Annotated in this window: 26 protein-coding genes and 2 pseudogenes; 12 read left to right on the top strand and 16 right to left on the bottom strand. The window is 57.0% G+C overall.

Annotated elements, in window-relative coordinates:
• Positions 1-111: 111 nt before the first annotated feature.
• The 4 genes from MUN79_RS07675 to MUN79_RS07660 all read left to right on the top strand — a co-directional run bounded on the left by MUN79_RS07675 (position 112) and on the right by MUN79_RS07660 (position 4015).
• Positions 112-507, top strand: a complete 396-nt coding sequence (locus MUN79_RS07675) for a hypothetical protein (protein ID WP_244677134.1) — start codon at positions 112-114, stop codon at positions 505-507.
• A 121-nt stretch (positions 508-628) separates the two neighbouring features.
• Complete coding sequence (locus tag MUN79_RS07670) at positions 629-934, top strand: energy transducer TonB (RefSeq protein WP_244677133.1); 306 nt, start codon at positions 629-631, stop codon at positions 932-934.
• Between the two features lie 467 nt (positions 935-1401).
• Positions 1402-2361, top strand: coding sequence for a PstS family phosphate ABC transporter substrate-binding protein (locus tag MUN79_RS07665; protein ID WP_244677132.1), 960 nt, complete (start codon positions 1402-1404; stop codon positions 2359-2361).
• A gap of 52 nt (positions 2362-2413) precedes the next feature.
• The gene (locus tag MUN79_RS07660; RefSeq protein WP_244677131.1) at positions 2414-4015 is read left to right on the top strand and encodes a tetratricopeptide repeat protein; all 1602 of its coding nucleotides are present in this window, start codon (positions 2414-2416) and stop codon (positions 4013-4015) included.
• Positions 4016-4085: 70 nt separating this feature from the next.
• Here MUN79_RS07660 and MUN79_RS07655 read toward each other — a convergent pair.
• The 16 genes and pseudogenes from MUN79_RS07655 to MUN79_RS07585 form a co-directional block, all read right to left on the bottom strand.
• A pseudogene (locus MUN79_RS07655) lies at positions 4086-5149 on the bottom strand (RluA family pseudouridine synthase).
• A gap of 80 nt (positions 5150-5229) precedes the next feature.
• Complete coding sequence (locus tag MUN79_RS07650; protein WP_244677130.1) at positions 5230-5730, bottom strand: OmpH/Skp family outer membrane protein; 501 nt, start codon at positions 5728-5730, stop codon at positions 5230-5232.
• A gap of 168 nt (positions 5731-5898) precedes the next feature.
• A complete protein-coding gene (locus MUN79_RS07645; protein ID WP_244677129.1) occupies positions 5899-6588 on the bottom strand; it encodes an OmpH/Skp family outer membrane protein in 690 nt (229 codons plus the stop codon).
• Positions 6589-6632: 44 nt separating this feature from the next.
• A complete protein-coding gene (gene bamA / locus MUN79_RS07640) occupies positions 6633-9149 on the bottom strand; it encodes an outer membrane protein assembly factor BamA (RefSeq protein WP_244677128.1) in 2517 nt (838 codons plus the stop codon).
• 9 nt (positions 9150-9158) lie between these two features.
• Entirely contained in the window at positions 9159-9848 is a 690-nt protein-coding gene (gene uppS, locus MUN79_RS07635; protein WP_375378213.1) for an undecaprenyl pyrophosphate synthase, read from the bottom strand.
• 126 nt (positions 9849-9974) lie between these two features.
• Positions 9975-10181, bottom strand: coding sequence for a DUF6089 family protein (locus MUN79_RS29915; RefSeq protein WP_262923007.1), 207 nt, complete (start codon positions 10179-10181; stop codon positions 9975-9977).
• A 32-nt stretch (positions 10182-10213) separates the two neighbouring features.
• Positions 10214-10627: a DUF6089 family protein gene (locus MUN79_RS29910; protein WP_262923006.1), complete on the bottom strand. Its 414-nt coding sequence runs from the start codon at positions 10625-10627 to the stop codon at positions 10214-10216.
• Positions 10628-10763: 136 nt separating this feature from the next.
• Positions 10764-11672 carry a DUF6089 family protein gene (locus MUN79_RS07625; protein ID WP_244677126.1) on the bottom strand — a complete coding sequence of 303 codons (909 nt, stop codon included), beginning with the start codon at positions 11670-11672 and terminating at the stop codon, positions 10764-10766.
• Between the two features lie 128 nt (positions 11673-11800).
• Positions 11801-12694: an NAD kinase gene (locus MUN79_RS07620; RefSeq protein ID WP_244677125.1), complete on the bottom strand. Its 894-nt coding sequence runs from the start codon at positions 12692-12694 to the stop codon at positions 11801-11803.
• Positions 12695-13573: 879 nt separating this feature from the next.
• Positions 13574-14269: a POTRA domain-containing protein gene (locus MUN79_RS07615; RefSeq protein ID WP_244677124.1), complete on the bottom strand. Its 696-nt coding sequence runs from the start codon at positions 14267-14269 to the stop codon at positions 13574-13576.
• Between the two features lie 19 nt (positions 14270-14288).
• Complete coding sequence (locus tag MUN79_RS07610) at positions 14289-14957, bottom strand: CBS domain-containing protein (RefSeq protein ID WP_244677123.1); 669 nt, start codon at positions 14955-14957, stop codon at positions 14289-14291.
• 91 nt (positions 14958-15048) lie between these two features.
• Complete coding sequence (locus tag MUN79_RS07605; protein WP_244677122.1) at positions 15049-15726, bottom strand: alpha/beta fold hydrolase; 678 nt, start codon at positions 15724-15726, stop codon at positions 15049-15051.
• Positions 15648-15827, bottom strand: a complete 180-nt coding sequence (locus MUN79_RS07600) for an alpha/beta fold hydrolase (protein ID WP_244677121.1) — start codon at positions 15825-15827, stop codon at positions 15648-15650. Before MUN79_RS07600 ends, MUN79_RS07605 begins: the two co-directional genes overlap by 79 nt.
• A pseudogene (locus MUN79_RS07595) lies at positions 15811-16448 on the bottom strand (anthranilate synthase component II). Before MUN79_RS07595 ends, MUN79_RS07600 begins: the two are co-directional and overlap by 17 nt.
• Before the next feature lie 102 nt (positions 16449-16550).
• The gene (locus tag MUN79_RS07590) at positions 16551-17072 is read right to left on the bottom strand and encodes a CvpA family protein (RefSeq protein ID WP_244677120.1); all 522 of its coding nucleotides are present in this window, start codon (positions 17070-17072) and stop codon (positions 16551-16553) included.
• 116 nt (positions 17073-17188) lie between these two features.
• Positions 17189-17653 carry a GatB/YqeY domain-containing protein gene (locus MUN79_RS07585; protein WP_244677119.1) on the bottom strand — a complete coding sequence of 155 codons (465 nt, stop codon included), beginning with the start codon at positions 17651-17653 and terminating at the stop codon, positions 17189-17191.
• A 99-nt stretch (positions 17654-17752) separates the two neighbouring features.
• On the opposite strand from MUN79_RS07585, the gene MUN79_RS07580 reads away from it, so the two are divergent.
• From MUN79_RS07580 to MUN79_RS07550, 8 genes are all read left to right on the top strand, one after another.
• Complete coding sequence (locus MUN79_RS07580; RefSeq protein WP_244677118.1) at positions 17753-18466, top strand: pyridoxine 5'-phosphate synthase; 714 nt, start codon at positions 17753-17755, stop codon at positions 18464-18466.
• 123 nt (positions 18467-18589) lie between these two features.
• A complete protein-coding gene (locus MUN79_RS29905; RefSeq protein WP_262923005.1) occupies positions 18590-18697 on the top strand; it encodes a rhodanese-like domain-containing protein in 108 nt (35 codons plus the stop codon).
• Positions 18694-19656 (top strand): tRNA 2-selenouridine(34) synthase MnmH, encoded by a 963-nt coding sequence (mnmH, locus tag MUN79_RS07575; protein WP_311136760.1) that lies wholly within the window; start codon positions 18694-18696, stop codon positions 19654-19656. Before MUN79_RS29905 ends, mnmH begins: the two co-directional genes overlap by 4 nt.
• Positions 19643-20035 (top strand): VOC family protein, encoded by a 393-nt coding sequence (locus MUN79_RS07570; RefSeq protein ID WP_244677117.1) that lies wholly within the window; start codon positions 19643-19645, stop codon positions 20033-20035. Before mnmH ends, MUN79_RS07570 begins: the two co-directional genes overlap by 14 nt.
• A gap of 262 nt (positions 20036-20297) precedes the next feature.
• Positions 20298-21359 carry a selenide, water dikinase SelD gene (gene selD, locus MUN79_RS07565; protein WP_244677116.1) on the top strand — a complete coding sequence of 354 codons (1062 nt, stop codon included), beginning with the start codon at positions 20298-20300 and terminating at the stop codon, positions 21357-21359.
• A gap of 30 nt (positions 21360-21389) precedes the next feature.
• The gene (locus tag MUN79_RS07560) at positions 21390-21956 is read left to right on the top strand and encodes a PH domain-containing protein (protein WP_244677115.1); all 567 of its coding nucleotides are present in this window, start codon (positions 21390-21392) and stop codon (positions 21954-21956) included.
• A 114-nt stretch (positions 21957-22070) separates the two neighbouring features.
• Positions 22071-23978, top strand: a complete 1908-nt coding sequence (locus tag MUN79_RS07555) for an ATP-binding protein (RefSeq protein ID WP_244677114.1) — start codon at positions 22071-22073, stop codon at positions 23976-23978.
• Positions 23979-24058: 80 nt separating this feature from the next.
• Complete coding sequence (locus tag MUN79_RS07550) at positions 24059-24829, top strand: alpha/beta fold hydrolase (protein ID WP_244677113.1); 771 nt, start codon at positions 24059-24061, stop codon at positions 24827-24829.
• Positions 24830-24851: the final 22 nt, after the last annotated feature.

Genomic DNA, 24851 nt, shown 5'->3' with positions numbered 1-24851 from the left:
TATACTCCGTTTTACAATTGAAAGCCAGGAAGATGAAGAAAGCCCCGTGAGACAAATGGCTTGGGTAATGCGTGCCTGTGACTACCGTTTCACCTTAAGCCCATATGTCCCATGAACACCACCAACCTGCACACCGCCTCATTCGATGAAATCATCTTTGAGGGCCGCAACAAAGCGTATGGCGCCTTCGTCCTGCGTCAGCTTTACAGCCGTCACCTAGCCCGGGCTCTGGCCATCACTGTAAGTTTGACTTTGCTTCTGGTTAGCGTCACGCTGGTTATGGAGCGGCTTTTCCCTACGGTTTTACCCAAGGTTAACGTAGTGCCAGATAAGCTTACAATTCTCACCGATGTTGTACTTCCTCCTCAGCAGAAAACTATTGAAACACCCAAGCCGGTCATAGCCCGTCCCCAGCCCGTAGTGGTTACCCCCCCGCCGATGTGGCTCCCAAAGTGGTCAAGGACGAATTGCTTACTAAACCCATACCAACGACTGATCCTATTGTAGGTAATGACAACACCCTGACTGATACCAAACCCGGTGATGATATTGTTAGCACCGGCCCAGGCACGAGTGTACCTGGTACAGACTCGGGTACTACCACTGCTCCCCACCGGCTAAGCCCTTTGTGCACGTAGAAGTAATGCCGGAGTTTGCCGGAGGAATCAATGCTTTGCGGCAGTACATGCAGCGCAACCTGCGTTATCCTAAGCAGGCTTTGACTAATGCGGTTTCGGGCAAGGTGTTCGTCTCCTTCACCGTGCAGGCTGACGGCTCGATTTCTGATGTGCAGGTAATGAAAGGACTTGGCTACGGCACCGATGAAGAAGCAACTCGTGTAGTAAGCAGCATGCCAGCCTGGACGCCTGGACGGCAAAACAGCCGCCCGGTAGCAGTGCGCTACACGTTGCCAATCACCTTTCAGTACCAATAGAGAAATGCTAAAACCAGAACACCTTATGGCCTAATTGTCAAGGTGTTAGTCAACTCATCATTCTATATATAGCCAAAAATCAACCGGTATACGTTATACCGGTTGATTTTTGGCTTTTTTTGCAAACCGCTACCTTGCTTTACGAGGGAAGCTTGCGGGTTGAGCGAACGAGAGCGTGGTAGTTTTACGTTCTAAGCACAGAACCCCTTTTTTGACCATCTATGTTTGATCGTCCCACTACCGAAGAACGCCTCAACAGTAGCTCCTCCCGGGGCTGGTGCCGTACTTCACGCTGGTGATGGCCCTTGTGTATACCGGTCTCGGTATTATGATGTGGCTTCCCCAGGCCAATGTGTTTACGCTACCCACCACTACCCGCCGCATTCTGGGCGCGGTATTCATCTTTTACGGAATCATTAGATTTGTCCGCACCTACCGCCAGCATTTCCAAAGCAACAGAAACCACAATGCGCGCTAAATCACATTCAGCCGGCTTCTCCCTACTGCTGAGCGGCCTTTTATTGGCTGGCTGTAATCAGTACCAGGGCCCGACGGAGGATACTTCCGATACGCCAACCAGCGGTGCTTTAAGCATCAGCGTCGACGAAACGTTTGCGCCCATTCTGCAGTCCCAGGTTGACACGTTTCAGAAACTATATCCGGCAGCAAGGATTACGGCTTCTTACAAGCCCGAGGCTGAGGCCATGCAGGATCTGATGAACAACAAAGTGCGCGTGGCCGTTGTCACCCGTCAGCTGAATGCCGAGGAACAGGCCGAATTTGAGCGCCTCAAAATTGTACCGCGTATTGCCCGCCTGGCTACCGATGGCCTTGCCATTGTGGTGCACCCCAGCAATGCCGACTCGCTGCTGACGGTGGCCAAGCTACAGGAGATTTTCACTGGTAAGCTGCAGCAGTGGTCCCAGGTGAGTGGCAGGAAAGGTCTGGGTGAAATCAACGTGGTGTTTGATACTAACCACTCCAGCACTACGCGCTTTGTGCAGGATTCCTTGATTAAGGGTGCTCCGCTCACCAAGCGGGTTTTTGCTGCCAAATCGAACCCGGCCCTGCTAGATTACGTTGCTAGTCATCCCAATGCTATTGGGATAATTGGTGTTAACTGGATCAGTGACCGGGATGACGCATCGGTACAGGGCTTTTTGAAGAAAGTGCGGATTGTGGGCGTAAGTGCCAAACCCAGCCCACAAAGTATCGATGACTACCAGCAGCCTTACCAGGCGTATCTGGCTTTAAAAACGTATCCACTGCGCCGGGAGGTGTATTTGATTAGCCGGGAAGCCCGCGCTGGGCTTGGCACCGGTTTTGCATCCTTTGCCGCAGGCAACAAAGGTCAGTTGATTGTCCTCAAATCGGGGCTGGTACCAGCAACGGGCCAGATGCGTATCATTGATACCAACAAACGCTAGCCTTCCTCTTTTGTCTTTCCATTAAAAACGCTTTCCACCAAATCTTTTGCTCATGAACTTCAAGCCCTGGAAGCTCTCGCTCCTCGCTGCCTTGTCTGTTTCCGGCTCCGCCGCCTTTGCCCAAACGACTCCCCAGAAATCGATTGAACTCGGCCGTTACAACGAAGCCCGTGCGGCTTTGCTCCGGCAGGGTGCCTCGAATGAAACCTCTTTTGAGCTGGGTCGTCTGTACCAGATGCGCGACATGCCCGACTCGGCTGCCTATTACTTCAACCGCATTTCGCTGAACCCCAAAGATGCTACGACCATGGTAGCTGCTGGCCGGGCAGCTTTGGCTCAAGGCAAGGCTGCTGAAGCTCAGATTCAGTTTGATAACGCAGTGAAGGCTACCAAAGGCAAAGATGCCAAGGTCCTCACCATGATTGCTCAGGCGTATGCTGAGTCTGACGTAAAAGACGTGTCGAAAGGCTTGTCGTACGTGGAGGCAGCTCACAAAGCCAACAAGCTCAAGGATGAGCCAGCGCTGATGATTGCGCGTGGCGACATTTACCTGAAGCAGGAAAACGGTGGTGGCGAAGCTATGAACAGCTACGACCGTGCTGTGATGGCCGATGCTAACAACGTACTGGCTTATTATCGCAAAGGTCAGTTGAACGTTCGTTCGCGCAACTACAACGAAGCCCGTGACGCGTTCCAGAAGGCCATTGCCCTGGATGCTAACTACGCTCCTGCTTACAACGCCCTGGCTGAAACCTACTTCTACGCTGGCAAGTACGACGAGGCTTTGTCGAACTTCCAGAAGTACACTAGCCTGGCTGAAAAGTCTTCCGACACGGATGCCAAGTATGCTTCGTTCCTGTTCCTGACCAAGAAGTACCCAGAAGCACTGGTTGAAATCCAGAAAGTACTGGCCCGGGAGCCCAACAACGTGACCATGAATCGTCTGCAGGCTTATTCGTTGTACGAAGTAGGCAAAAATGACGAGGCTATTGCGGCCATGGACAAGTACATGAAAATTACCCCTGCTGAGAAAATCATTAAGGAGGACAACGTGTACTATGCCAAGATGCTGGCCAAAGGTGGCAAAGGTGAGCAGGGCATTGCCATGCTGCAGAAAGCCATTGCTGCTGATCCTACCAACACGGATCTGCAAAATGACTTAGCCACCGCTTATCTGGGTGCTAAGAACTACCCAATGGCCATTTCGACCTATAAGGCCAAAATGAAGGGCCAGGGTGGTCTGACGGATCAGGTACTGCTGGCTCGGGCCTACAGCCTGAACAAGCAGTACGCACAAGCTGACAGCCTATACGGCCTAGTACTGACGGCTCGTCCAACGTACGCTCCCGGCTACTTGATGCGTGCCCAGGCCAACTACGGCATGGACCCGGATTCCAAGCAAGGCTTGGCTAAGCCCTACTATGAGAAATATGTAGAAGTGGCCAAAGCTGACCCAGCCAAGTACAAGGACGGCTTGGTAGAGGCAAACAGCTACCTGGGCTACTACTACTACCAGAAAGGCGACAAGACTGCTGCTCTGCCCTATTACCAGCAGGTACTGGCTCTGGACCCCAGCAACCAGAATGCTAAGTCTGTAGTTGACAGCATGACGCGCCCTAAGACGGCCACGAAAGCGCCCGTTAAGAAAAAGTAAGCACTAAGCTTATTACTAAAAAAGCCTGCCTCGTATATGAGGCAGGCTTTTTTTATGGTTAAGTATTGCCTTATGCGTGCTGGGCAGCATACTGCTCCCACTTTTCCAAAGCAGCTACAAAATCAGCGGGCAGCTCAGCCTCAAACTGCATAGTGTCGCCGGTAACTGGGTGCACAAAGCCTAGAGACTTTGCGTGAAGTGCCTGCCGGGGCATTACGGCAAATGTCGACTCAACAAAAGACTTGTAAGAACCAGTGCGCTGCCCGTACAGCACTTTGTCGCCGCCGTAGGTAGCATCCGAGAACAAGGGGTGGCCGATATGCTTCATATGAGCCCGAATCTGATGCGTACGGCCGGTTTCTAGGTTGCACTGCAGCAAAGCCACGTGGCGAAACGTCTTAAGCACTTTATAGTGCGTTACAGCGTGCTTTCCCTGGTCACCCTCGGGATATACTGCCTGCACCTTCCGGTCCTTTAGGCTGCGCCCAATATGGCCTGTAATCGTGCCTTGCGCTTCTTTAGGAATGCCCCACACCAGCGCCAAATAAGTGCGCTCAATGGTATGGTGAAAAAACTGCTGGGACAAGTGCGTCATAGCCCACTCCGTTTTGCCGATAACCAGTAGTCCAGAAGTGTCTTTATCGATGCGGTGAACCAGACCGGGCCGAATTTCACCGTTACGCCCAGTCGGCAGGTTGCTGAGGTGGTAGGCCAAGCCGTTGACCAGTGTTCCATTCCAGTTGCCAAAGGCAGGATGTACAACTAAGCCTGCCGGCTTATTCACAAGAAGCAAGGACTCATCCTCGTAGCGGATGTCGAGGTCCATGGGCTCGGGCACCACTTTTACATCACGCGGCGGCTCGGGCAGCGTGATGGTAATCACATCGAGCGGCTTAATCCGGTAGTTGGACTTAACTACCTTGTCATTCACTTGCACGGCTTCGGCCCGAATGGCGTTCTGAATCTTGGTGCGCGACGCATTCGAGAGGCGGTTCATCAGGAACTTGTCGAGGCGCAGCAGTTCTTGCCCCGGTCGACGCGAATTCGGTGGTGTTCGTAAAGCTCATCTCCTTCCTCGTTCTCGTCATCAGGCAAGTCGGGGTCGGGCAATAAAGAGTCGGACAGGGCAGTCATGTGGGGCTCTTAAGAAATAATGGAAACAAGAAAGCCGGAGCGCAACGCTCCGGCTTTCGGCTTCGAAAAAGCGAGTGACCTTACTTCTTCGATTTAGTTTTGGTTTTGGTAGGCGTGCTAACCGGTGTGGCGGCTGGCGTAGTAGCCGGAGCAGCTTTGGCAGCGGGGGCAGCACCGGGCGTAACACCCATTTTCTTCAGTACGAGGTCCGAAATGTCACCTTCCTTAGGGCCGTGCAGCAACACTGGGCTGGCACCATCGGAGTTCAGCACGTAAGTATAGCCATTCTCGTCAGCGACGGCGTCAATGGTCTTTTGCAGCTTGTCCAGGGCAGGCTTCAGTAGGGTCTGCTGCTTCTGCTGCAGGCTCTGGTCGGCGCTGCGCTGAAACTCCTGGATGGAGTTCTGCAGGCCAGTCAACTCTTTCTCTTTATCGGCACGAACTACTTCAGTCATCGTTGAAGCACCCTTCTGGTAAGCTTCAGCCTTGGCCTGGTAGTCGGCGTACTTGCTTTTCAGCTGGGCTTCGAGCTGGGAGCTGTAAGCTTTCAAATCTGATTCAATCTGCCGGCTCTCCGGCATCTGGCTCAGAACGTATTCTACGCTGGTATAACCAATTTTCAGAGGGCTTGCGCCAGGGCCGAGGTGGCCGTGCTGAACGTGAGAACGGCTACAGCTAGGGCAAGACGGATTTTGTTCATGATGTTCATTAAGGGGAAACTTTCAGAAAGTTAGGTTGCAAGGGCAAAGTTAATTTTTTCGGCTAGCCGGCCGCGTATTTGTTGCCTTGGTAGGCTGGCGGGTCTTGGTGGCGGGGGCTGCACCGGCATCTGTGTCGGTGGCAGTTTCGTCGCCAGCGGGTGTTTTCGGAGTCGTCACAGTGCGGACGGCACCTTTTTGGCCCGGCTGGTTCCGGTCTTCAGATGCTAAACCCAATTCTTCCATCACAAATTCCGTGTAGTCATGCGTTGGGTTGGTATACAGCATCGTCAGGTCGCCGGCTTTGTCGAAAATGATGGCCAGCTGCTTTTTCTTGGCTACTTTCTCAATGGCTTCGAACACCTGATCCTGCACGGGCTTGGTGAGCTCCTGGCGTTTTTTGAACAGTTGACCCTCGTACCCGAAAATCTTGTTCTGGTAGGCCTTTACATCCTGCTCCTTCTTCAGAATCTCGTCCTGACGCTTCTTCTTCATGGGCTCGGTCAGGAGCACTTCTTCCGCTTGGTAGTTGCGGTACAATTTATCCAGGTCCTTCTTCTGGCTCTCGATATCCTTCTGCCAGTTGGCCGATAATGTATTCAGTTCCTGCTGCGCCTGGGAATAGGCCGGCATCTTGCCCATAATGAACTCAGAGTCAACGTAGCCAAATTTCTGGGCCAGTGCGGCCGGAGCCGTCAGTAGCAGAAGGGCGCCCAACAGCAGGGAATGGAGCTTTTTCATGTCAAGTAGATAGTTGTGTAGCGGCGGGGCAGACCGCCAAACAATTAGCGAATCTGCTGACCAATGATGAAGTGGAAATGGCCTTTGTCCTGAAGCGCCTGCCCGGAGGAGTACCGGGGAACCGCGTCGAAACCATAGCCGTAGTCGAAACCAAGCAAACCAAATGCCGACATGAAAATCCGGGCGCCAACGCCAACCGAGCGGTAAAGCTTGTAGGGGTTGTAGTCCTTGTAGGCTTCGAAGGCATTACCAGCCTCGGCGAAGCTGAGAATGTACACCGTAGCCGCCGGGTTCAGCGACACTGGATAACGCATTTCCAGTACGTATTTATTGTAAGCAACACCGCCGCTGGAGTTAGGGTTCTGAATAGCGTTGGCGTCGTTCGGGTCATCATACCCGCGCAGGCCTACGTATTCGGTACCCACCAGGAAATTGGACGAGCCACCATAACCCAGGCCCGAACCGCCCAGCTTGAACCGCTCGAAGGGACCAATTGGCCGGCTGGAGTTGTAAGTACCGATAAAGCCAAAGTGGGCCCGGGTATTCAGTACCAGCTTGCCGACGATGGGCGTAAACCACGAGGCATCGAACATCCACTTGTGGAATTCAACCCACTCGTTCACACTCGGGTGCGAACCTTTAAAAATAGAATATGGTGGGGTCAGGTTTACGCTCAGCGCCAGCGACGAGCCCCGACGCGTATAAGTCGGGTTGTCGATGCTGTTGCGCGACAAGGTCGTGTTGAAAGTAATGTTGGTAGCGTTGCCGGTACCGTTAGCAAATCCCTGGATATAGGGGTAGTTCTTCAGCTTGTACTGGCTTACCGACAGCGAATTGCTCAACGTGAAGTAGTCATCCGGCACGCGCAGACGACGGCCCAGGCCCAGCGAGGCGCTGTTCACCTTAATGGACTGGTCATTATTGGCATCCAGGCTGGTGCCCACGCGCTGAATACTCTTGTTCAGGCTAAAGGACAGCGAGTTTGGCTTGCGGCCACCCAGCCAAGGCTCGGTGAAGGAGAACGAATAGGCCTGGTACTGCAAACCGTTGGCCTGCACGTTCAGAGCCAGGCGCTGGCCGTCGCCGGCCGGAACTGGCGTCCAGTTGCGTAGGCTGCTGGCTTTGCGCAACGAGAAGTTGTTGAACACAAGGCCTACGGTACCAATGAAGCCGGCGTAACCGCCCCAGCCGCCCGAGAGGGTAATCTGGTCGGATGGCTTCTCCACCACGGTGTAGTTGATGTCCACGGTGCCTTCGGCCTGGTTGGGCACGGGGTTCAGACCAATCTTTTCCGGGTCGAAGTAACCCAGGGTAGCAATCTGGCGCTGGGAGCGAATCAGCAGTTCCCGGTTAAACTTGTCGCCGGGCAGGGTCTGCAGTTCCCGGCGCAGTACATGGTCACTGGTTTTAGTGTTGCCGGCAATATTAACCTCCTTGATTCGGGCCTGCACACCTTCGCTGATGCGCATTTCAATATCGATAGAGTCGCCTTCCACCTTGGTTTCGACAGGCTCAATCTGGAAGAACAGATAGCCGTCGTTCATATAAAGCGAGGTGATGTCCTGGCCCGTCGGGTTATAGTTCAGGCGCTTGTCCAGCGTTTCTTTACTGTACACGCTTCCCTCCTTGATACCCAGAACTGAGGCCAGTGTCTTGTTATCGTAGAGGTAGTTGCCGCTCCAAGTGATGTTGCGGAAGTAGTACTTCGGCCCTTCATCCATCTTGATGCGCAGCGCGAGGCCTTCCTCGGTGCGTATCAGCGTGTCCGATACAATGGCGGCATCACGGTAGCCCTGGGAGTTATAGAACTCCAACAGCTTTTCCTTGTCGGCATCGTACTCGGACTTCTGAAACTTGCCAGAAGTCAGAAACTTATAGGACTTGCGCTCCTTGGTCTTCTTCAGCTTGCCTTTGAGCTTCTTGTCCGAAAAAGCTTCGTTGCCTTCGAAAGCAATATCCTTGATGCGAATCTTGCTGCCCTTGTCCACACTGATATTCAGCACCACGCTATTCGACAGGCTCGAATCGGGCGTCTGTGTGATAGTGGCCTTAGCATCCAGGAAGCCCTTGTTGGTGTAGAACTTCCGCACCTGGGACTTAGTATTGTTGAGCAAGGCGTCCGTGACTACTTTGCCTCGGATCAGCTTGATCTTGTTTTTCAGATCATCAGCCTGGCCCTTGCTGATACCGGTAAACTCAAACTTTGACAAGCGGGGCCGCTCCTTCAAGTTGAAGTCCAAGTAAATCTTGTTGCCCTCGATGCGCGCAATTGAAACGCTTACATCACCCAGAATGCCCTGGTCCCAAAGGCGGCGGATGGCTTTGCCTATTTCTTCGCCGGGCACCGTCACCGGGTCACCGATTTTCAAACCCGTTAGGCCAATAAGCGTATTGGTATCTAGATAAGAAGCCCCACTGACGGTAATTCCGCCGAGTTCGTAGCGTTGGGGCTCCCCGCTAACGGCCGTAGAGACTTGGGCCCACGCCTCGGGCGCGGAAGCCGCTCCATTCAGAGCCAGCACCGTTAGCAGCAGTAAAAATTTATTCTGGAAAGAAATCATTCGAAAAACTTACGAAACGGTTAGCTGCTCACTGGTTTTGCCAAAGCGCCGCTCCCGGCGCTGGTAGGCTTGGATGGCGTCGTAGAGGTGTTCGCGCCGAAAATCCGGCCACAGTACCTCCGTAATGTAGAGTTCGGTGTAGGCGAGCTGCCACAACAGGAAATTACTGATGCGTTGCTCCCCACTGGTCCGGATCAACAGCTCCGGGTCGGGCATGCCCGCCGTGGCGAGGTAGCCGGTTATGGTCTGCTCGGTTATTTGTTCGGGCTGCACTGCACCCCGGACCACATCCGCCGCCAACTGCTTGGCTGCCTGGGTCAGGTCCCAGCGGCCACTGTAGCTCAGCGCCAACACCAGCGTCATGCGGGTTCCGCCTTTGGTAAGTTCCTTCGACTCGCGCAGTTCCCGCTGACAGGACTCGGGCAAGCTAGAAACGTCTCCAATTGACTCAAGCCGGATGCTGTTCTTGAGAAGCGTAGGCGTTTCCTGCCGAATGGTGTGAACCAGCAGCTGCATCAGGGCCATTACCTCATGCTTAGGTCGGGCCCAGTTTTCGGTAGAAAAGGCATAGAGCGTCAGGTACTGAACACCTAATTCAGCGGCACCTTCAACCGTTTCCCGAACCGCCGTAATAGCGCTTTGGTGCCCGAAAATGCGGAGCCCACCTTTTTTTTTGGCCCAACGGCCGTTGCCGTCCATGATGACAGCAACGTGGGCAGGAATATTCTGAGTGTCTAGTTCGGACCGGGCGGCCATCAGTACTTTTTGCGTAAAGAGGCTGCAAGTTACGCAAATGGTTGCATTAAGCCCCCGCCCATCCGACTTCTAGCGCAGCAACTTAGGATTCGCCTTGTAGGAATCGGGGCAATTAATTTTATAGAAGGTATAAGAAATGCTCAAGCCGTTATAGAAATACCAGTCTTGGTCGTGCGTATTCACCAGCAAAGGGTTTTGCGTACCCAGGTGGTCCAGTTCGTCGGTGAAGGCTTTGCGAGCACCGGCTTCTAAGCCCAGGTTCCAGCGCGGCGACAAGGCCAACTTGAAGCCAATGCCTGCGGGAATGGCTACGCCCAGCGTGCCCCCTCTTTTTCCAGCTGCTCCAGACCAGCATTGCTGATTGTCCGGGTGCGGGCCAGAAAACCTGCTACGCCCACAAAAACATAGGGCGTGAAGTGTATTTTCTCCTTGCGGTTACGGTAATCGAAAAAGTTGTATTCCACGGCCGCCGCTGCTTCCAGAATATTCCCTTTTACGTTGGTTTGCCGGTAAGCGGGTAGCGGAGCCACGTTGCCATTAACGCCCTGCACGTTGGCATCATCGGCCCGCACCAAGCCCCAAAGAAAGCTACCGCGCAGCGTGATTGGCGCTGATATATCCTTGCGGTAGAAAATATTGGCGGCCGGGCGGTTGTTATTAAACTTATAAGCCGGGGCAAGCTCCCCTTGTACACCATGCCCCGATGCCAATACCAAGTTCACTCGTATTCTGAGCAGCGGCGGAGAAAGCAAAAAAAACACTCCCTGCTTGCACAAAGCAAACAAGGAGTGTTTTGAAGGGATTCGAATGCGTCATTAGACTAGCTGTGAGTTTGAATCGACAGCCAGCCTAAGCAGGCTATCGGAATTTGGGGCTTTTAACGCGCGGGGCGAGAATGTAGTTTACGTTAAGACCCGTAACGATGTACCAGTCTTTTTCATTGCCCTTACCGCGCATTTCGCCGGGAGCATTGAAGTTCGTGTAAGGCGTGTTAGCCGTGATGTCGTCCGTGCGGGTGATGCCGCCACCGAAGTACTTGGCTTCAGCGCTGCCCAGCGTGTTCTGATCCACATAGTTGCCGCTTACATCGTCCAAGTAGTCGGTGAAGGTCTTGCGCCAGCCGATTTCGAGGCCAATATCAAAGCTTTTGTTGACTTTGTAACGAACACCACCACCAAAAGGAATCGAAAGGCCGGTCAGACTGTAGTCAACACCTTCCGTGCGCAGGGGCTGCAGGTTCACATACGAGCCTTCCGAAACACCAGCGGTGTTACCGCCGCGCACCAGACCTTTGGGGTTGTGGTGGAACACACCGATACCAGCGAATACGTAGGGAACGAAGTCCGGACGCTTGATATAGTTGTTACGGTTGGCAATCAGGTCGAACACACCCACAGCCGACAGTTCGAGGATGTCGTTGCGGAAGTTCATGTTGCGGTGGTAGCGGAAACGAGCGTCCGGATCAGTCTTGTCGGCAGCTTTCTCGTCATCGCCGGTGATACGGCCGTAGGCGAAGGCAACCCGCGCCGAAATCCGGGGGGCAAAGCGGTGCGTGAAGTTTACGCCGATGTTAGGGCGAGTTGCAGCAAAACGCAAGCTAGGAATGCTGGCTTTCGGCACGATGTCACCGAAGTAGTTCATCGCATTGATGCTTACGCCGACAGAGTTGTACTGCTTCCGCTTACTAAACTGTTGCGCACTCGCCTCTGTGGCGACCAGCGAAACCACTAGCAGCAGAGCCAAGATGTTGGTGAAGAGTTGCTTCATATTGAGCGAGATTAAGGATATGCGAAGAAGGTGAGCGTCGTTAAATCCGTATGGACACGAGTTCAGTTGATGACAAAAGTAGAGGTTGCCGGGAACTTAAAAAAGAAATACAAGAAAAAGTCAATGTATTAGAGCAAGATACCGGCCGGGTTCCGCTTGTCCAGACCCCAGTTCAACTTACTGCGCAACGTAGTCAGAAAGTTAACATGGTTGAGCTTGACAAGACGGACCGCAAAGTTTTCGCGACGGACCGCAATCTGAATACCCGCGTCGACGGCTACCGAGCGCGAATCGAGGGACAGCAGAAAGTTATTGCTGCGACCCTCAATCTCGAAGGAAATCACGCTACGGTCGGAGACGATGAGCGGACGGACATTCAGATTGTGCGGACATACGGGAGCAATGATAAAATTGTTGGTCTGAGGCAACATTACTGGTCCGCCGCAACTCAGGGAGTAGCCGGTGGAGCCGGTGGGCGTAGCAACAATCAGGCCGTCGGCCCAATACGAGTTCAGATACTCGCCGTCGATATACGTGTGCACCACAATCATGGAGGACGTATCGCGCTTCAGAATCGAAAACTCGTTGAGGCCGAAGTTAATACCATCAAAAACTTCCGGATCAGTTTCCACCCGAATCAGGCTGCGTTCCTCCACCACAAAGTGGCCTTTGAACAGAGCATCGATGGCCTGGGCGATGCGCTCTACGGTGATGGTGGCCAAAAAGCCCAGCCGGCCGGTGTTGATACCTAAAATTGGAATCTGCAGGGCGCCCACGTAGGTTACCGTATCCAATAGAGTACCATCGCCGCCGATGCTGAAAACAAATTGCACGTCGCGCAGGGAGTCGCCGCGCCGGAACGTGCCGATGCTTTCCGGCAGGCGCAGGCGGTTATCGAGGTAGGTACGGAAGGACTCCACGATGATTACTTCAGTGCCCCGCGCAACGAGGTCGTCGAGCAGAGCCTGCAGAAACGGCACCGTCTCCTCATCGAAGGGTTTGCCGAGAATCGCGATTTTCATAACAGAAACTTAACCGGCGGCCGGCGGCCAGCCAGGGCTAGATGGGAAATTCGGTACGCAGAAAAAACCCGCCTTGCCCGAGGGCATTGCGGGTATACTCCAGGGTTATAACCCGGTCGTAATACGTGACCAGGTGCAAACCGATGCCTACGGCCGCCTGCAGCCGGTTGGGCAGCCGGCTGCCACGCTCGGCACCCCGGCTGGCCACGTAACCGGCGTCGGCAAATGTATTTAAATATAGCACCAGGGGAATGCTGTTGATTTTGGGGTTATTGATGCCGCCTAGTTTAAGGCGCCCCGCATCCAGGAGCCGGTACGAAATGCCCTGCTGCACCAAGCCGTAGTGTCGCCCGTCGACGACGTACTGATCGTAGCCGCGCACCAACTCCGAATAGCCTAAGGCCCGATTGTCGACGTAGGCAATTCGCTCCCCAACCCGCACCTGCCCTTGCAGGCCAATATTGTAGTAGAAATCATGACCTAGGTCCACATATTTGGCTACCTGAGCCCGGAGCGTGGTGATGGGCGGGGCAGAGGTAACAAACAGGCGCTGAATCAGGCTGAGCTGCAGATAGTGACCAGTGAGCGGGTAGGCAAAGGTGTTGCGGTAGTTGAAAATACCCGTCAGGGCAATGTCCACAAAGTCACGGCGGCTTCCGGTGAGGTAGTAATCCGGGTTGAGGCGCACTACGGAGTCAGAAATTGTTTCGCGGTGGTAGGATACGTCCAGCAGGGCGCGGCGCTGCACCGAGTGGCGCCAGCGCAGGCCGGCCGTTACGTAGCGCCGCTCGATGGGAAAGCCGGTATCGTCGCGAAAGTTTTGCAGGCGGTCTTCGACGGTAGCATAATCCAGGGAGTGGCTCCGGTAATAAGAGCCCCCTACCCCAAATCCCAGGCGACGCAGCTTGCCATAGCCGGGCGTATCGTAGAAGAGCTCATACTTGCGGTTGAAGCCCAGCTGCAGATTACCCCGAATTTCTTCGTTGCGCCCCGAAAGTTTTTCCGCTCCACATGCAGGCCGTAATCCACGCGGCGCCAACGGTCGGGCCGGTCGAGCCAGGACCGGAAGTTGCGGTCAGCCAGAGACAAAATGGGAACCGGGAAGGTGTACCAGCGCTCCTGCACGCTAAAAAGCACCGTCAATTCTCCATTGCGGCACACTACCTGGGTCAGGACGTGGTGAAACAGCTGCAGGTTGAAGACCCGGAGGCGGTTGGCTTCGAGGCGGTGGGTCAGGGTTGGAGCCGAAACAGTGTCGCCTTCCCGAAAATCCAGCTCGGCCCGCAGAATCCGCTCCTTGGTAACCTCATTGCCCACAAAGAGAATGGAGGCCACGCGCAAAACCGGATACCCAGGGCACTGAGCCCGCACTAGGCTGTCGAGCGGGGCGCGGCGGACGGAATCGGGCGGCACGGGGGTAGCCGCGGCGGGCAGGTAGCCCAGCAGCAGTATGAGCAGGCCAGCAAAGACTGGCAGAATCTTGCGGGTTAGCTGGTGAATGCTGAACTGCCGTTTCGGTTGGAATGAAGAGGCACAGGGGCAATGGGGCGAAGCCGCCGGTTCAGGATTCAACACTCGAAATGTAAAAGTCTACCTACAGGCTCAAGTATTTGAGTAAGCCGTCGAAACGCTCCTGCTCGTCCTCACTTACTTCGCCGGCCCCGCTAAACTGGGCGGTAATAACGTAGCCAAACCGCTCCAGGGTGGCCGTAATGCGGGCCATGTTGGGCGTGTTGAGCTTCAGAGTCAGCCGGATCTTGTAAGGGTCGTGCTCGTCCTGGGCTACGTGGGCACTGAGAACTTTGGCGTTGTTTTCCTCCACGTAGCGGCTGATCTGGGTCAGGGAGTAGTCGCGCTCCTCCATCGACAGCACCAGGATACCGCCCTGGCCCGCGGCAATGGGCAATTGACCAAAAGCGGCCAGCGTGTCGCCCACGGTTACCACGCCCAGGTACTCCTGCTTATCGTCGAGCACCGGCACGAGCTGCAACTTATTTTGGATAGCCAGCTCCATGATGCTGTAAAAATGCTGGTCGCGCTGCACGTGCACGTCGGCGAAGCCAAACGACACGTTGGTCAGCGGCTCATCGGGGTGCTCGTGGTCGAGCAGGTCGGCTTCGGTAATCAGGCCGCGGTAAAGGCGGTTGTCGAGCACGGGCAGCTGGCCAACGTGGAATTCTTCCAGCCACTTGGCCGCCTTCCCGGCTGAGTCCGACACCTTGAGCGGCGGAATCATTTGGTTGAGCAAGTCTTCAGCAATCATCGAATGCATGGGCGGAAAGAACTGAAAGCCAGAATTAAACTTAAGCGGTGGGGCGCCAATAAGCACCCAAGGGGCATTTTGTTTGGAGTACTTACGACAGAGCGGGCTCCAGGGCCGTACGACGCAAAAACTGCCGCAATAACAGGTTGAAATCCTGCGGCCGCTCCATCATGGGCACGTGGCAGCAGTGGTCCAGAAAATGCAGCTCACTGTTGGGCAGCAGCCGCTCAAACTCGTGGGCCACTACCGGGGGCGTAATGGTGTCGTTCAGGCCCCAGACCAGCAGCGTGGGTACGGTAATCTTGGTCAGCTCCTTGCCCAGGTTATGGCGCTGAGCCGAGCGGGCAATGTTGATAATGCGCAACACCTTGGTATTGGAGTTGGTGACGTTGAACACCTCATCCACCAAGTCCTTGGTAGCAATGCGGGGGTCGTAAAAGGTGTAGGCCACGCGCTCCTGCACAAAGTCGTAGTTGCCACGCTTCGGGAAAGAGCCGCCCATGGAATCTTCGAACAAGCCGCTGCTGCCGGTCAGCACCAGGCGCTGCACCATCTTGGGGTTGCGCAGGGTATAGACCAGGGCAATATGGCCGCCGAGGGAGTTGCCGAGCACCGTCATGGGCTCTTCCAGGCGCATTTCGCGCAGAAATTCTTCCACATAATTGACCAGCCCGGGCACCCCGGCCTGGGTCAGGGCATGTCGTAGATGGGCAGCAGCGGGATAATTACCCGGTAGTCGGAGCCGAATTCCTGAATGACGTCCTGCCAATTGCTCAGGGCGCCAAACAGGCCGTGCAAGAGCAGCAGCACCTCGCCGGAGCCTTCTTCTACATACTGAAAACCGTTCTGTTCCTTAATCTGCAATTCCATCTTCTGGGGAGATTTCGAAGCCGGCTAGGGCTGAGTGACCATCCTTTGCAATGATACAACACTTGACCCAATTGCTGAGTAAGGCCAGCCCGTGGGAAGTGAGCAGCGCTTCGGGATGAAACTGGACGCCGTACGAAGGGTAGGTACGGTGGCGGAATCCCATCAGTTCGTGCGCCGCATCGGTGGTATAAGCCAGTGGCTTTAAATCAGGGGTAATAGATTGACAATCAATGAATGGTAGCGCGTGACGGAAAACTGCGGCGGTAACCCGGCAAACAGCGGGTCGGGCGCGGCCACGGCTACTTCCGACACCTTGCCGTGCATGGGCCGGGCTGCCCGCTGGAGCTGGGCTCCGAAGAACTCACCCAGGGCCTGATGACCCAGGCACACGCCCAGCATGGGCACGCGCTGGTGGTATTCCTCGATGACCTGCATCAGGCAGCCCGCCTTGCCGGGTGTGCCTGGCCCCGGCGACAGAACGATGGCGTCGAAGTCGTATTGTCTGATTTCGGCTAGCGGCACGTCGTTGCGCACTACCTGCACCTGGGCCCCAAGCTGCTGAAAGTAATCCAGCAGGTTGAAAGTGAATGAGTCGAAGTTGTCGAGCAGCAGCAGGCGCATGGTAGCGTACGGAGCAATTTTCCGGCTCGGAGGTTGGCAGCGGCCGGAGTATTTTCACCACCGTGGCCAGAATACACTTTAACCGTCAAGGGCCCCGGATGGTTAAAACACCCCGCGCAGCTGCTCCAGCAGCGTGGTGGCAAAGGGCATGGCAAAGCCCACTATTTCGAGAGCAAAGGGCGTGGCTTGCTGCACCACGGGTAGCACCTGCGAATCGGCGACGACCGTGGGTGAAAGCAGCTTCAGACCGGCAAAGCCTACGCCGTGCAGCAGCAGGCTGATGCCCAGCACCCATTTTAGCGCCCCGGCGGCCCCGCCCAGCAGGTTGTCGAGCATGCCCAGGGGCGTCAGGTGCACGGCCGTTTTGACGAAGCTGCCGGCCAGATGTACGCCCCAGGTAATGAGCACAAACACCAGCAGGAACGCCACGATGGGCAGCAGCCCGAAGGCCTCGCCCACGTAATTGCGCACCAGCGGAATAGCGTCGTTGAGCAAGGCCAGCCCACCGATAATGCCCAGCACGAAGGCCAGCAGGGAAGCCGCCTCCAGCACCAGTCCGCGCCGGAAGCCCTTTACGGCACCCACACCCAGCGGAATCAGCAGCAGAATATCGAAGCCGGACATACGGTGAGGTGGTGAAATTGTGAAATGGTGAGTTAATGTTCTGGTGACGCGAATTGCGCGGAATTGCGCGGATGGAACGACAAACTCACCATTTCACCATCTCACAAGTTCACCGTTTAGACATTCGTGTTGTTGAGCAGGTTGCTGACCACCTGGGAAATCATGCGGCCATCGGCCTGCCCAGACAGCTCCCGGGCAGCCACGCCCATTACCTTGCCCAGGTCGGAAGGGCCGGTAGCGCCCACGCGCTGAATGATTTCCACGAGCTTTTCTACAACGTCGGCTTCGGAAAGCTGCTGGGGTAGGTACTCTTCGATGATGGCCAGCTCGGCCAACTCGATTTCCTCCAGGTCGGAGCGGAACTGCTTCTGGTACGTCTCGGCGGCTTCGCGACGCTGCTTGGCGGCTTTGTTGAGCAGCTTGAGCTCGGCATCGGAAGTCAGGGCCGCGCCGTGGGCGCCTTCGGCCGTTTCGGCCAGCATGATCTGCGACTTGATGCTGCGCAGGGCCTGGAGCCGAACTTTGTCCTTGGCCAGCATAGCCTTTTTGATATCCGCGTCGATGGTTTCCTTCAGAGCCATAAGTTTGTAGTAGTAAATGTCTGGAACCCGTAGATTCCGACTGGCCGCGTATTAATGACCCACGCTGGCCGTTTTGGAGTCAGATTTTCGCCTTCTCTCATGACGAAACTTAGCGTAAACATAAATAAAATAGCCACGTTGCGGAATGCCCGTGGCCACAACCGCCCCGACGTACTCCAGGTAGCCCGTGACTGTGAGCGGTTTGGGGCCCAGGGCATCACGGTGCACCCCCGGCCCGATGAGCGCCATATCCGCTACCAGGACGTGCGCGACCTGCGCCAGATCGTGACCACCGAGCTGAATGTGGAGGGCAACCCTACCCCGGATTTCATGGATTTGGTGCGCGAGGTGCGGCCCGAGCAGGTGACGCTGGTACCCGACGCGCCCGACGCCATTACCTCCAACGCCGGCTGGGACACCATCACTCACCAGATTTATCTGATTGGCGTAGTTACCGAGCTTAAATCTATCGGCTGCCGGGTTTCTATTTTCCTGGACCCCGACCTGGCCATGGTAAAAGCTGCCGTAGCTACCGGCACCGACCGGATTGAACTCTACACCGAGGATTACGCCCGCCAGTACCCGCAGGACCCCGCCAAGGCCATTGCGCCCTACACGGTAGCCGCCACGCTGGCCCAGCAGTTGGGCCTGGGTTTGAACGCCGGCCACGACCTGGACCTGGAGAACCTGGCCTACCTGCACCAGAACTTACCGGGCCTGGCTGAGGTTAGCATCGGGCACGCCCTGGTGTGCGACGCGCTGTACTACGGCCTGGAAAACACCATCCAGCTTTACCGCCGGCAGTTGCAGTAAGGTGGTGAAATCGTGAGTTGGTGAGTTTGCCGCTCTTTTGGCGCAGTCAAGCGCAGCCTGAAATTTAACTCGCCATTTCACCACCTCACCGTCTTACAATTCTACCACCTCACCCCTCCCACCTTGCCCCGTATTCCGCTTTCCGAGTTTCTCACTGGTCCGGCCGATGCCCCCATCCTGGACGTGCGTGCGCCCATTGAGTACGCCCAGGGCCATATTCCCGGGCCCTGAGCCTGCCGCTGTTTTCGGATGAGGAGCGGGCCCGCATCGGCACGGCCTATAAGCAGGTCAGCCAGGACCGCGCCATCCACATCGGCCTCGACTTTTTCGGGCCCAAGATGAGCCGCATGGTGAAGCACGCCCAGAAGCTGGCTCCCAACAAGGAAGTGCGCCTGCACTGCTGGCGCGGGGGTATGCGCAGCGGAGCTGTGCACTGGCTGCTGGAACTGGCCGGCTTCAAGGTACACCTGCTCGATAAAGGCTATAAGGACTACCGCCGCTGGGCCTTGGCGCAATTCACCGAGCCCCGACCCATGCTTATTCTGGGCGGACTTACGGGCTCGGGCAAAACCGACGTGCTGCACGAGCTGGCCCGGCGCGGCCAAACCATCGTGGACCTGGAAGGGCTGGCAAATCATAAGGGCTCTTCTTTCGGCGCCATCGGCTTGCCGCCCCAGCCCACACCCGAGCAGTTCGAGAACAACCTGGCCCTGGTCTTAAACCAGCTGCCAACGACCGTGACGCCCTGGCTGGAGGATGAAAGCCTGACTATCGGCCGCCTGACTATTCCCAAACCGCTGTTTGAGCAGATGCGCGCGGCTCCCCTGCTGGTGCTCAATATTCCGAGGGAAATACGCACCCGCAAGCTGGCCGCCGAGTACGGCAAGGAAGACCCACTGCAGCTGGCCGAAGCCATTCAACGCATCAGCAAGCGGCTGGGCGGCCTGGCGACCAAGGAAGCGTTGGCCGCCATTGAAACCGGCGACATGGAGAAGATGGTCGACATTGCCCTCTCTTACTACGACAAAACCTACGGCTTCGGGCTCGACAACAAAACCAACAGCCAGGTAATCCGGATTCCGTCCGACACCTGCGACCCGCGGGTGAATGCCGACCTGGTACTGGCTGCTACGCAGCACGCCGGATTGCTTGACTTAACCCAAACGTCCCGGTTGCATGCTGATTCCTAAGCTGCGCGTGGCCCGCCCCACCGACAACCTGGCGGCTGTAGTGCGCTTCTACCGCGACGGGCTGGGCCTTACGGAGCTAGCCTATTTTACGGCACACAACGGCTTCGACGGCGTGATGCTCGGGCTGCCGGAGGCCCCCTACCACCTGGAGTTTACGCACCAGCCCGGCCATACCGTGGGCCGGGCTCCTACGGCCGATAACCTGCTGGTATTTTACCTGCCCGATGCGGCTCAGTGGCAGGCGGCGGTGCAGCGCCTGCAAGACCACGGCTACCCGCCCGTGCCGTCTTACAATGTGTACTGGGACCAACAGGGCTGCACTTTTGAAGACCCAGACGGCTACCGCGTGGTGCTGCAACAGGCTGAGTGGAAGCTGTAGCGGCTGCCCCTGCTTTCGCCCTAGTAGAAACTAGTTTTACCCAATGCCCTCCAGTGCCGACAACCCGCAGACCTGACCCGGGTAAAAGGGCGACGACTTGCGGCCGGCGCCCACCTCTTTAGTAGGATGACGTACGTATTCTGCACCTGGGTGTGGTAGCCTACTTCGTACCGCTACTAGCTGCCTTACATCCTAAGCCTATTTTTCCGGGAGCTTTGCTTCTTCTACCGGTTATCTTCGCCAACCCTGACTTTCCTGCCTCATGTCTTCTGAACTGACCACTGCTACCGAGCAAATTCGCCTGACCCAGTACAGCCACGGCGCGGGCTGCGGCTGCAAAATTGCGCCCAAGGTGCTCGACCAGATTCTGCACACCAGCATCGTGCAGCCCGAGCACGACAAGCTGCTGGTCGGTAACAGCAGCCGCGACGACGCGGCCGTGTACGACATCGGCGGCGGGCAGGCCATTATCAGCACCACCGACTTCTTCATGCCCATCGTGGACGACGCCTACGACTTTGGCCGCATTGCCTCGGCCAACGCCATCAGCGACGTCTACGCCATGGGCGGGCGGCCCGTCATGGCCATTGCCGTGCTGGGTTGGCCCATCGACAAGCTGGCGCCCGAAGTGGCCCGCCGCGTGATTGAAGGCAGCCGCAGCATCTGCGCCGAGGCCGGCATCCCGCTGGCCGGTGGCCACAGCATCGACTCACCTGAGCCCATTTTTGGCCTGGCTGTAACCGGTATGCTCGACATCAAGAATTTGAAGCAGAACGACACGGCTACGGCCGGCTGCGAGCTGTATTTGACCAAGCCCCTAGGCGTGGGCATGCTCACTACGGCCCAGAAACGGGGCATTCTGCTGCCCGAACACGAGCAGATTGCTCCGCAAAGCATGATGCAGCTCAACAAAATTGGCTACGATCTGGGCCAGCTTTCGGCCGTGCGCGCCATGACCGACGTGACGGGCTTTGGTCTGCTGGGCCACTTGGCTGAGGTGTGCGAGGGCAGCAACCTGACCGCCGAAGTAGACTTTAGCAAAGTGCCCCTGCTGCCCGAAGCCGAGCAGTACCGCCAGCAAAAAGCCGTGCCCGGCGGCACCGTGCGCAACTGGGACAGCTATGGCCACAAAATCGGGCAGGTAACCGACGAGCAGCGCCAGTGGCTCTGCGACCCCCAGACCTCGGGCGGCTTGCTGGTATGCGTAGAGCCCGGCGGGCAGGCCGCGGTCCAGGCCGTGTTTGAGCAGTATGGCCTGCAACTGGAATCGTTTGGTACCCTGCGTCCACACGTAGCCGGGGAGCCCTGGATTGAGGTGAAGTAAGCAGTGAAGCTGTTTCCGTTTCTGCGGCCTTTGCTTGAATTCACGCTGGCCGTGTGCGCCATCGTGTTTGGGCTGCGCTTTATTACCGGCTTTTTCACCAAAGCCAGCCGGATCTACCGGCCTACGTTCCTGCGGCAGTTCTATCTGCTGTTCTGGCCGCTGCTGTGCATGAGCGTGGGCCTGCCCTTCCTGATTTCGTTTCTGTACCTGGGCACGCTTACGGCCTATGAACTAGTGCTGCTCACGGCACTGGCAGCCGTTATTCTAGGTTTCTCGGTGCCGGCTCTGATTCTGCACGCCCAGTACTACGCCCACAACCTGCATACTACCCTGGTCTTCGACCCCAAGCAAAACCGGCTGGAAGTCTACGAGAACAAAGAACTGTTGTCCTTCGCCCAGCGGGACTTGGTGCGGGTCGAGTACGTGACCTGTCGCTCGCCCCGCCTATTCTGGAGCAACTACAACTTCCTGCGGCTGCATCTGGCCTCGGGTCAGGTAATCGTGTTAACCTCTCTGCTAACGAATCTGGCCCCGGTCGCCGAGTTTCTGCGCAACTCTCATCTAGAGACCCGGCAGCGCTGGTTCTGCTTTGTATAGCCCAGCTGCCAGGGGTAGCTATAGCGGAGCTTTTCACGTAAAAGTACTATCTTCAACACGCATAGTAAGGTAAGAAGCACTACTTTTACGCCCTCTCTTCTATTCCTCGATTTGATGCGGCGTTTTTTACCGTGCTTGCTGCTGCTGTTGGTTGCCAGTCAGTCACTTTGGGCCCAGCGGCCAGCGGGCAGCACAAGCCGGGAACAGCTTTTAGCCCGTCTGCCAAACTCGCCGCGCCGGGTGCGGGTGCTCGACTCGCTTAGCTACGCCCTCCACGATATTGTGCCCGATACGGCCCGGAGCTACGGTGAGCAGGCCGTGGCGTTGGCCCGCCGCCTCAACGACCAGCGCGGCCTGATGCACAGCCTGGCCACGCTGGGCAGTTGCTACGCCGTGCTTTCCGATGGGGCTCATGCATTAGAGCTCTACGCCGAGTCGCAGGCCCTGGCCCGCCGCCTCAACGACACTGACGGACTGGTGCGCGCTTACGCAAACATGGCTGCCGTGCACCACGAGCGCGCCGATACGGCCAGCGCCGGGCGGCACTACCGCCAAGCCCTGCGCCTAGCAGGCCGACCGGGCGTGCTGCCCTCGACCCAGTTGCTGCTGTATGGCAACTTATCCAGCTTCTACTTTTTTCTGGACCAGTTTCCCAAGGCACTGCGCTATACCGACCAAGCCTTGGCGTTGGCCCGGCGCAATGGCAACCGCATCCACGAGTCCATTTACCTGGCCAACCTGAGTACCTACCACTTCGGCGCGAAGCGCTACAACCAGGCCGAGCAGCTGATCCGGCAGGCGCTGACCATTACCCAAGAAGCCCGCCAGCCCCGCTTTGAGGCCGGTAACCTGGAGCTGTGGAGCCTGATGCAACTGGAGCGTGGGCGGGTACCGCAGGCAGCAACTTTGGCCCGGGAAGCCCTGCGCCAGGCCCGGCTGGGTAAAAATAAAGAGCGGATCCTGGATGCCTACAGTTTGCTGGCGGAGGTGGCAACCCATCAGAATCAGTACAAGGAAGCCTATCAGTGGAAGGAGCGCTACGTGGCCCTGAACGACTCGCTCAATAACGGCCGCCGCCTGTCTACGCTCACGGCCCTGCAAAGCCGCTACGACAGTGAGGACCGCGAGCAGCAGATTCAGTTGTTGACTCAGCAGACCGAACTGCAGAAGATGCGCAACCAGGTGCTCTGGGGCGCTATTGCCGCCCTGGTGCTAGGCCTGCTAGGCTTCGGCTTCCTGTACTGGCAGCTGCGGCGCAGCCGAGCCGCCCTGGCGGCCAACAACGTGGTGCTGCAGGAAACCACCGCCGAGCTGCGGCAGATGGCCGCCTCCAAAGACCGGCTTTACGCCATTGTGGCCCACGACCTGCGCGGCCCGGTTACCTCGTTTGTGGGCGTCACGGAGCTGATTGGCTTCTACCTCAAGCGCAAGGACGAGGACGGCCTGCAGCGGCTGCCGGCCCTGGTGCGGCAGTCGGCCCAAAGCCTGAATAACCTACTCGACAACCTGCTCAACTGGGCGGTAAGTCAGACCGGAGAGTTGGCCTACCGGCCCGAAAAGCTGGACGTGGCCGACTTGTTTGCCGAAAACCAGCAGCTCTACCAGACCACGGCCGAGGCCAAGCAGATTACGCTCGAAGCCCTGCACCCGCCCGGCCTTACGCTTTGGGCTGACCAGAACATGACCCGCACTATTCTGCGCAATCTGGTCGGTAATGCCCTGAAGTTTACCCCGTCCGGCGGCACGGTGCAGTTTTCGGCCGCGGCCATGCCCGAGTCTGAATCGGTGCTGCTGACCGTTACGGACTCGGGCCGCGGCATGCCAGCCAACCTTGTGGCGGAAGTACTCAGCAACAGTGCCGTAACCACGCCCAGCAGCCCCATCGGGCCGCGCACGGGCACGGGACTGGGCCTGCTGCTGTGCAAGGCCTTCGTGCAGCGCCACGGCGGCACCCTCGACATCCGGAGCGTCCCGGGCGGCGGCACCAGCGTGCTGGTGGAGCTGCCGCTGGGCGTGCAGTAGCGTTAAAATTGACCCGCCCGGCGGCTTTCGAAGTGGCCGGCCCGGTTAGTTTCCCCGCTTCTTCCGACCTTTGCCTTACTATGCAGCTACACTTTCGCGAACTGGGCGCGGGCAATCCGCTCGTTATCCTGCACGGCCTCTTCGGCACTTCCGACAACTGGCAAACCCTGGCCAAGCGCTGGGCCGAAACTCATCGGGTAATTGTGGTGGACCTGCGCAACCACGGCCGCTCGCCCCAAACGGCCGAGCACAGCTACGAGCTGATGAGCCAGGACGTGCTGGAGCTGTTCGACCAGCTGCAGCTGGAACACGTGACTTTGATGGGCCACAGTATGGGCGGTAAAGTAGCCATGCGCTTTGCCCTGGATTACCCTACCCGCCTCGATAAGCTTATCGTACTCGATATTGCCCCGCGCCTGTCGGATATGCGCCACCAGGACGATATTCTGGCCGGCCTGCACGCCGTAGACCTGGCTACGATTGAGTCGCGGCAGCAGGCGGATGAGGCCCTGGCCCGGCACATTCCGCAAATGGGCGTGCGGCAGTTTTTGCTTAAGAATCTGTACCGCCGCGAAGACAACTCCTTTGCCTGGCGGCCCAACCTAGCGGCTCTCACGCACAACATGCCGGCCATTGGCGCCGAAATCACCAGCCCGACGCCCTTCCTGAAGCCGGCCCTGTTTGTGCGCGGCGGCAAGTCGGACTATGTGAGTACCGAGGATAAGCTTTACGCCATTCCGGCCCTGTTTCCTAACAGTCAGGTCGAAACCGTAGTGGACGCCGGTCACTGGCTGCATGCCGAAAAGCCCGACGAAATCTACGCCCTGGTTGAGGCCTTTGCGAAAAGCTAGTTGTCCTTTATTGGTTGTTGGT

Source organism: Hymenobacter cellulosilyticus, assembly GCF_022919215.1.
Classification (GTDB): domain Bacteria; phylum Bacteroidota; class Bacteroidia; order Cytophagales; family Hymenobacteraceae; genus Hymenobacter; species Hymenobacter cellulosilyticus.
The sequence above is the reverse complement of the archived record's forward strand: the minus strand, read 5'-3'. Positions and strand labels throughout refer to the sequence as shown.

What these genes read in the sequence shown, in the direction of transcription:
- MUN79_RS07675 (WP_244677134.1), top strand. Translation starts at nt 112, where the DNA reads ATGAACACCACCAACCTGCACACCGCCTCATTCGATGAAATCATCTTT.
- MUN79_RS07665 (WP_244677132.1), top strand. Translation starts at nt 1,402, where the DNA reads ATGCGCGCTAAATCACATTCAGCCGGCTTCTCCCTACTGCTGAGCGGC.
- MUN79_RS07660 (WP_244677131.1), top strand. Translation starts at nt 2,414, where the DNA reads ATGAACTTCAAGCCCTGGAAGCTCTCGCTCCTCGCTGCCTTGTCTGTT.
- MUN79_RS07650 (WP_244677130.1), bottom strand. Translation starts at nt 5,730, where the DNA reads ATGCCGGAGAGCCGGCAGATTGAATCAGATTTGAAAGCTTACAGCTCC.
- MUN79_RS07645 (WP_244677129.1), bottom strand. Translation starts at nt 6,588, where the DNA reads ATGAAAAAGCTCCATTCCCTGCTGTTGGGCGCCCTTCTGCTACTGACG.
- bamA (WP_244677128.1), bottom strand. Translation starts at nt 9,149, where the DNA reads ATGATTTCTTTCCAGAATAAATTTTTACTGCTGCTAACGGTGCTGGCT.
- uppS (WP_375378213.1), bottom strand. Translation starts at nt 9,848, where the DNA reads ATGGACGGCAACGGCCGTTGGGCCAAAAAAAAAGGTGGGCTCCGCATT.
- MUN79_RS07625 (WP_244677126.1), bottom strand. Translation starts at nt 11,672, where the DNA reads ATGAAGCAACTCTTCACCAACATCTTGGCTCTGCTGCTAGTGGTTTCG.
- MUN79_RS07620 (WP_244677125.1), bottom strand. Translation starts at nt 12,694, where the DNA reads ATGAAAATCGCGATTCTCGGCAAACCCTTCGATGAGGAGACGGTGCCG.
- MUN79_RS07610 (WP_244677123.1), bottom strand. Translation starts at nt 14,957, where the DNA reads ATGATTGCTGAAGACTTGCTCAACCAAATGATTCCGCCGCTCAAGGTG.
- MUN79_RS07600 (WP_244677121.1), bottom strand. Translation starts at nt 15,827, where the DNA reads ATGGAATTGCAGATTAAGGAACAGAACGGTTTTCAGTATGTAGAAGAA.
- MUN79_RS07590 (WP_244677120.1), bottom strand. Translation starts at nt 17,072, where the DNA reads ATGTCCGGCTTCGATATTCTGCTGCTGATTCCGCTGGGTGTGGGTGCC.
- MUN79_RS07585 (WP_244677119.1), bottom strand. Translation starts at nt 17,653, where the DNA reads ATGGCTCTGAAGGAAACCATCGACGCGGATATCAAAAAGGCTATGCTG.
- MUN79_RS07580 (WP_244677118.1), top strand. Translation starts at nt 17,753, where the DNA reads ATGACGAAACTTAGCGTAAACATAAATAAAATAGCCACGTTGCGGAAT.
- MUN79_RS07570 (WP_244677117.1), top strand. Translation starts at nt 19,643, where the DNA reads ATGCTGATTCCTAAGCTGCGCGTGGCCCGCCCCACCGACAACCTGGCG.
- selD (WP_244677116.1), top strand. Translation starts at nt 20,298, where the DNA reads ATGTCTTCTGAACTGACCACTGCTACCGAGCAAATTCGCCTGACCCAG.
- MUN79_RS07555 (WP_244677114.1), top strand. Translation starts at nt 22,071, where the DNA reads ATGCGGCGTTTTTTACCGTGCTTGCTGCTGCTGTTGGTTGCCAGTCAG.
- MUN79_RS07550 (WP_244677113.1), top strand. Translation starts at nt 24,059, where the DNA reads ATGCAGCTACACTTTCGCGAACTGGGCGCGGGCAATCCGCTCGTTATC.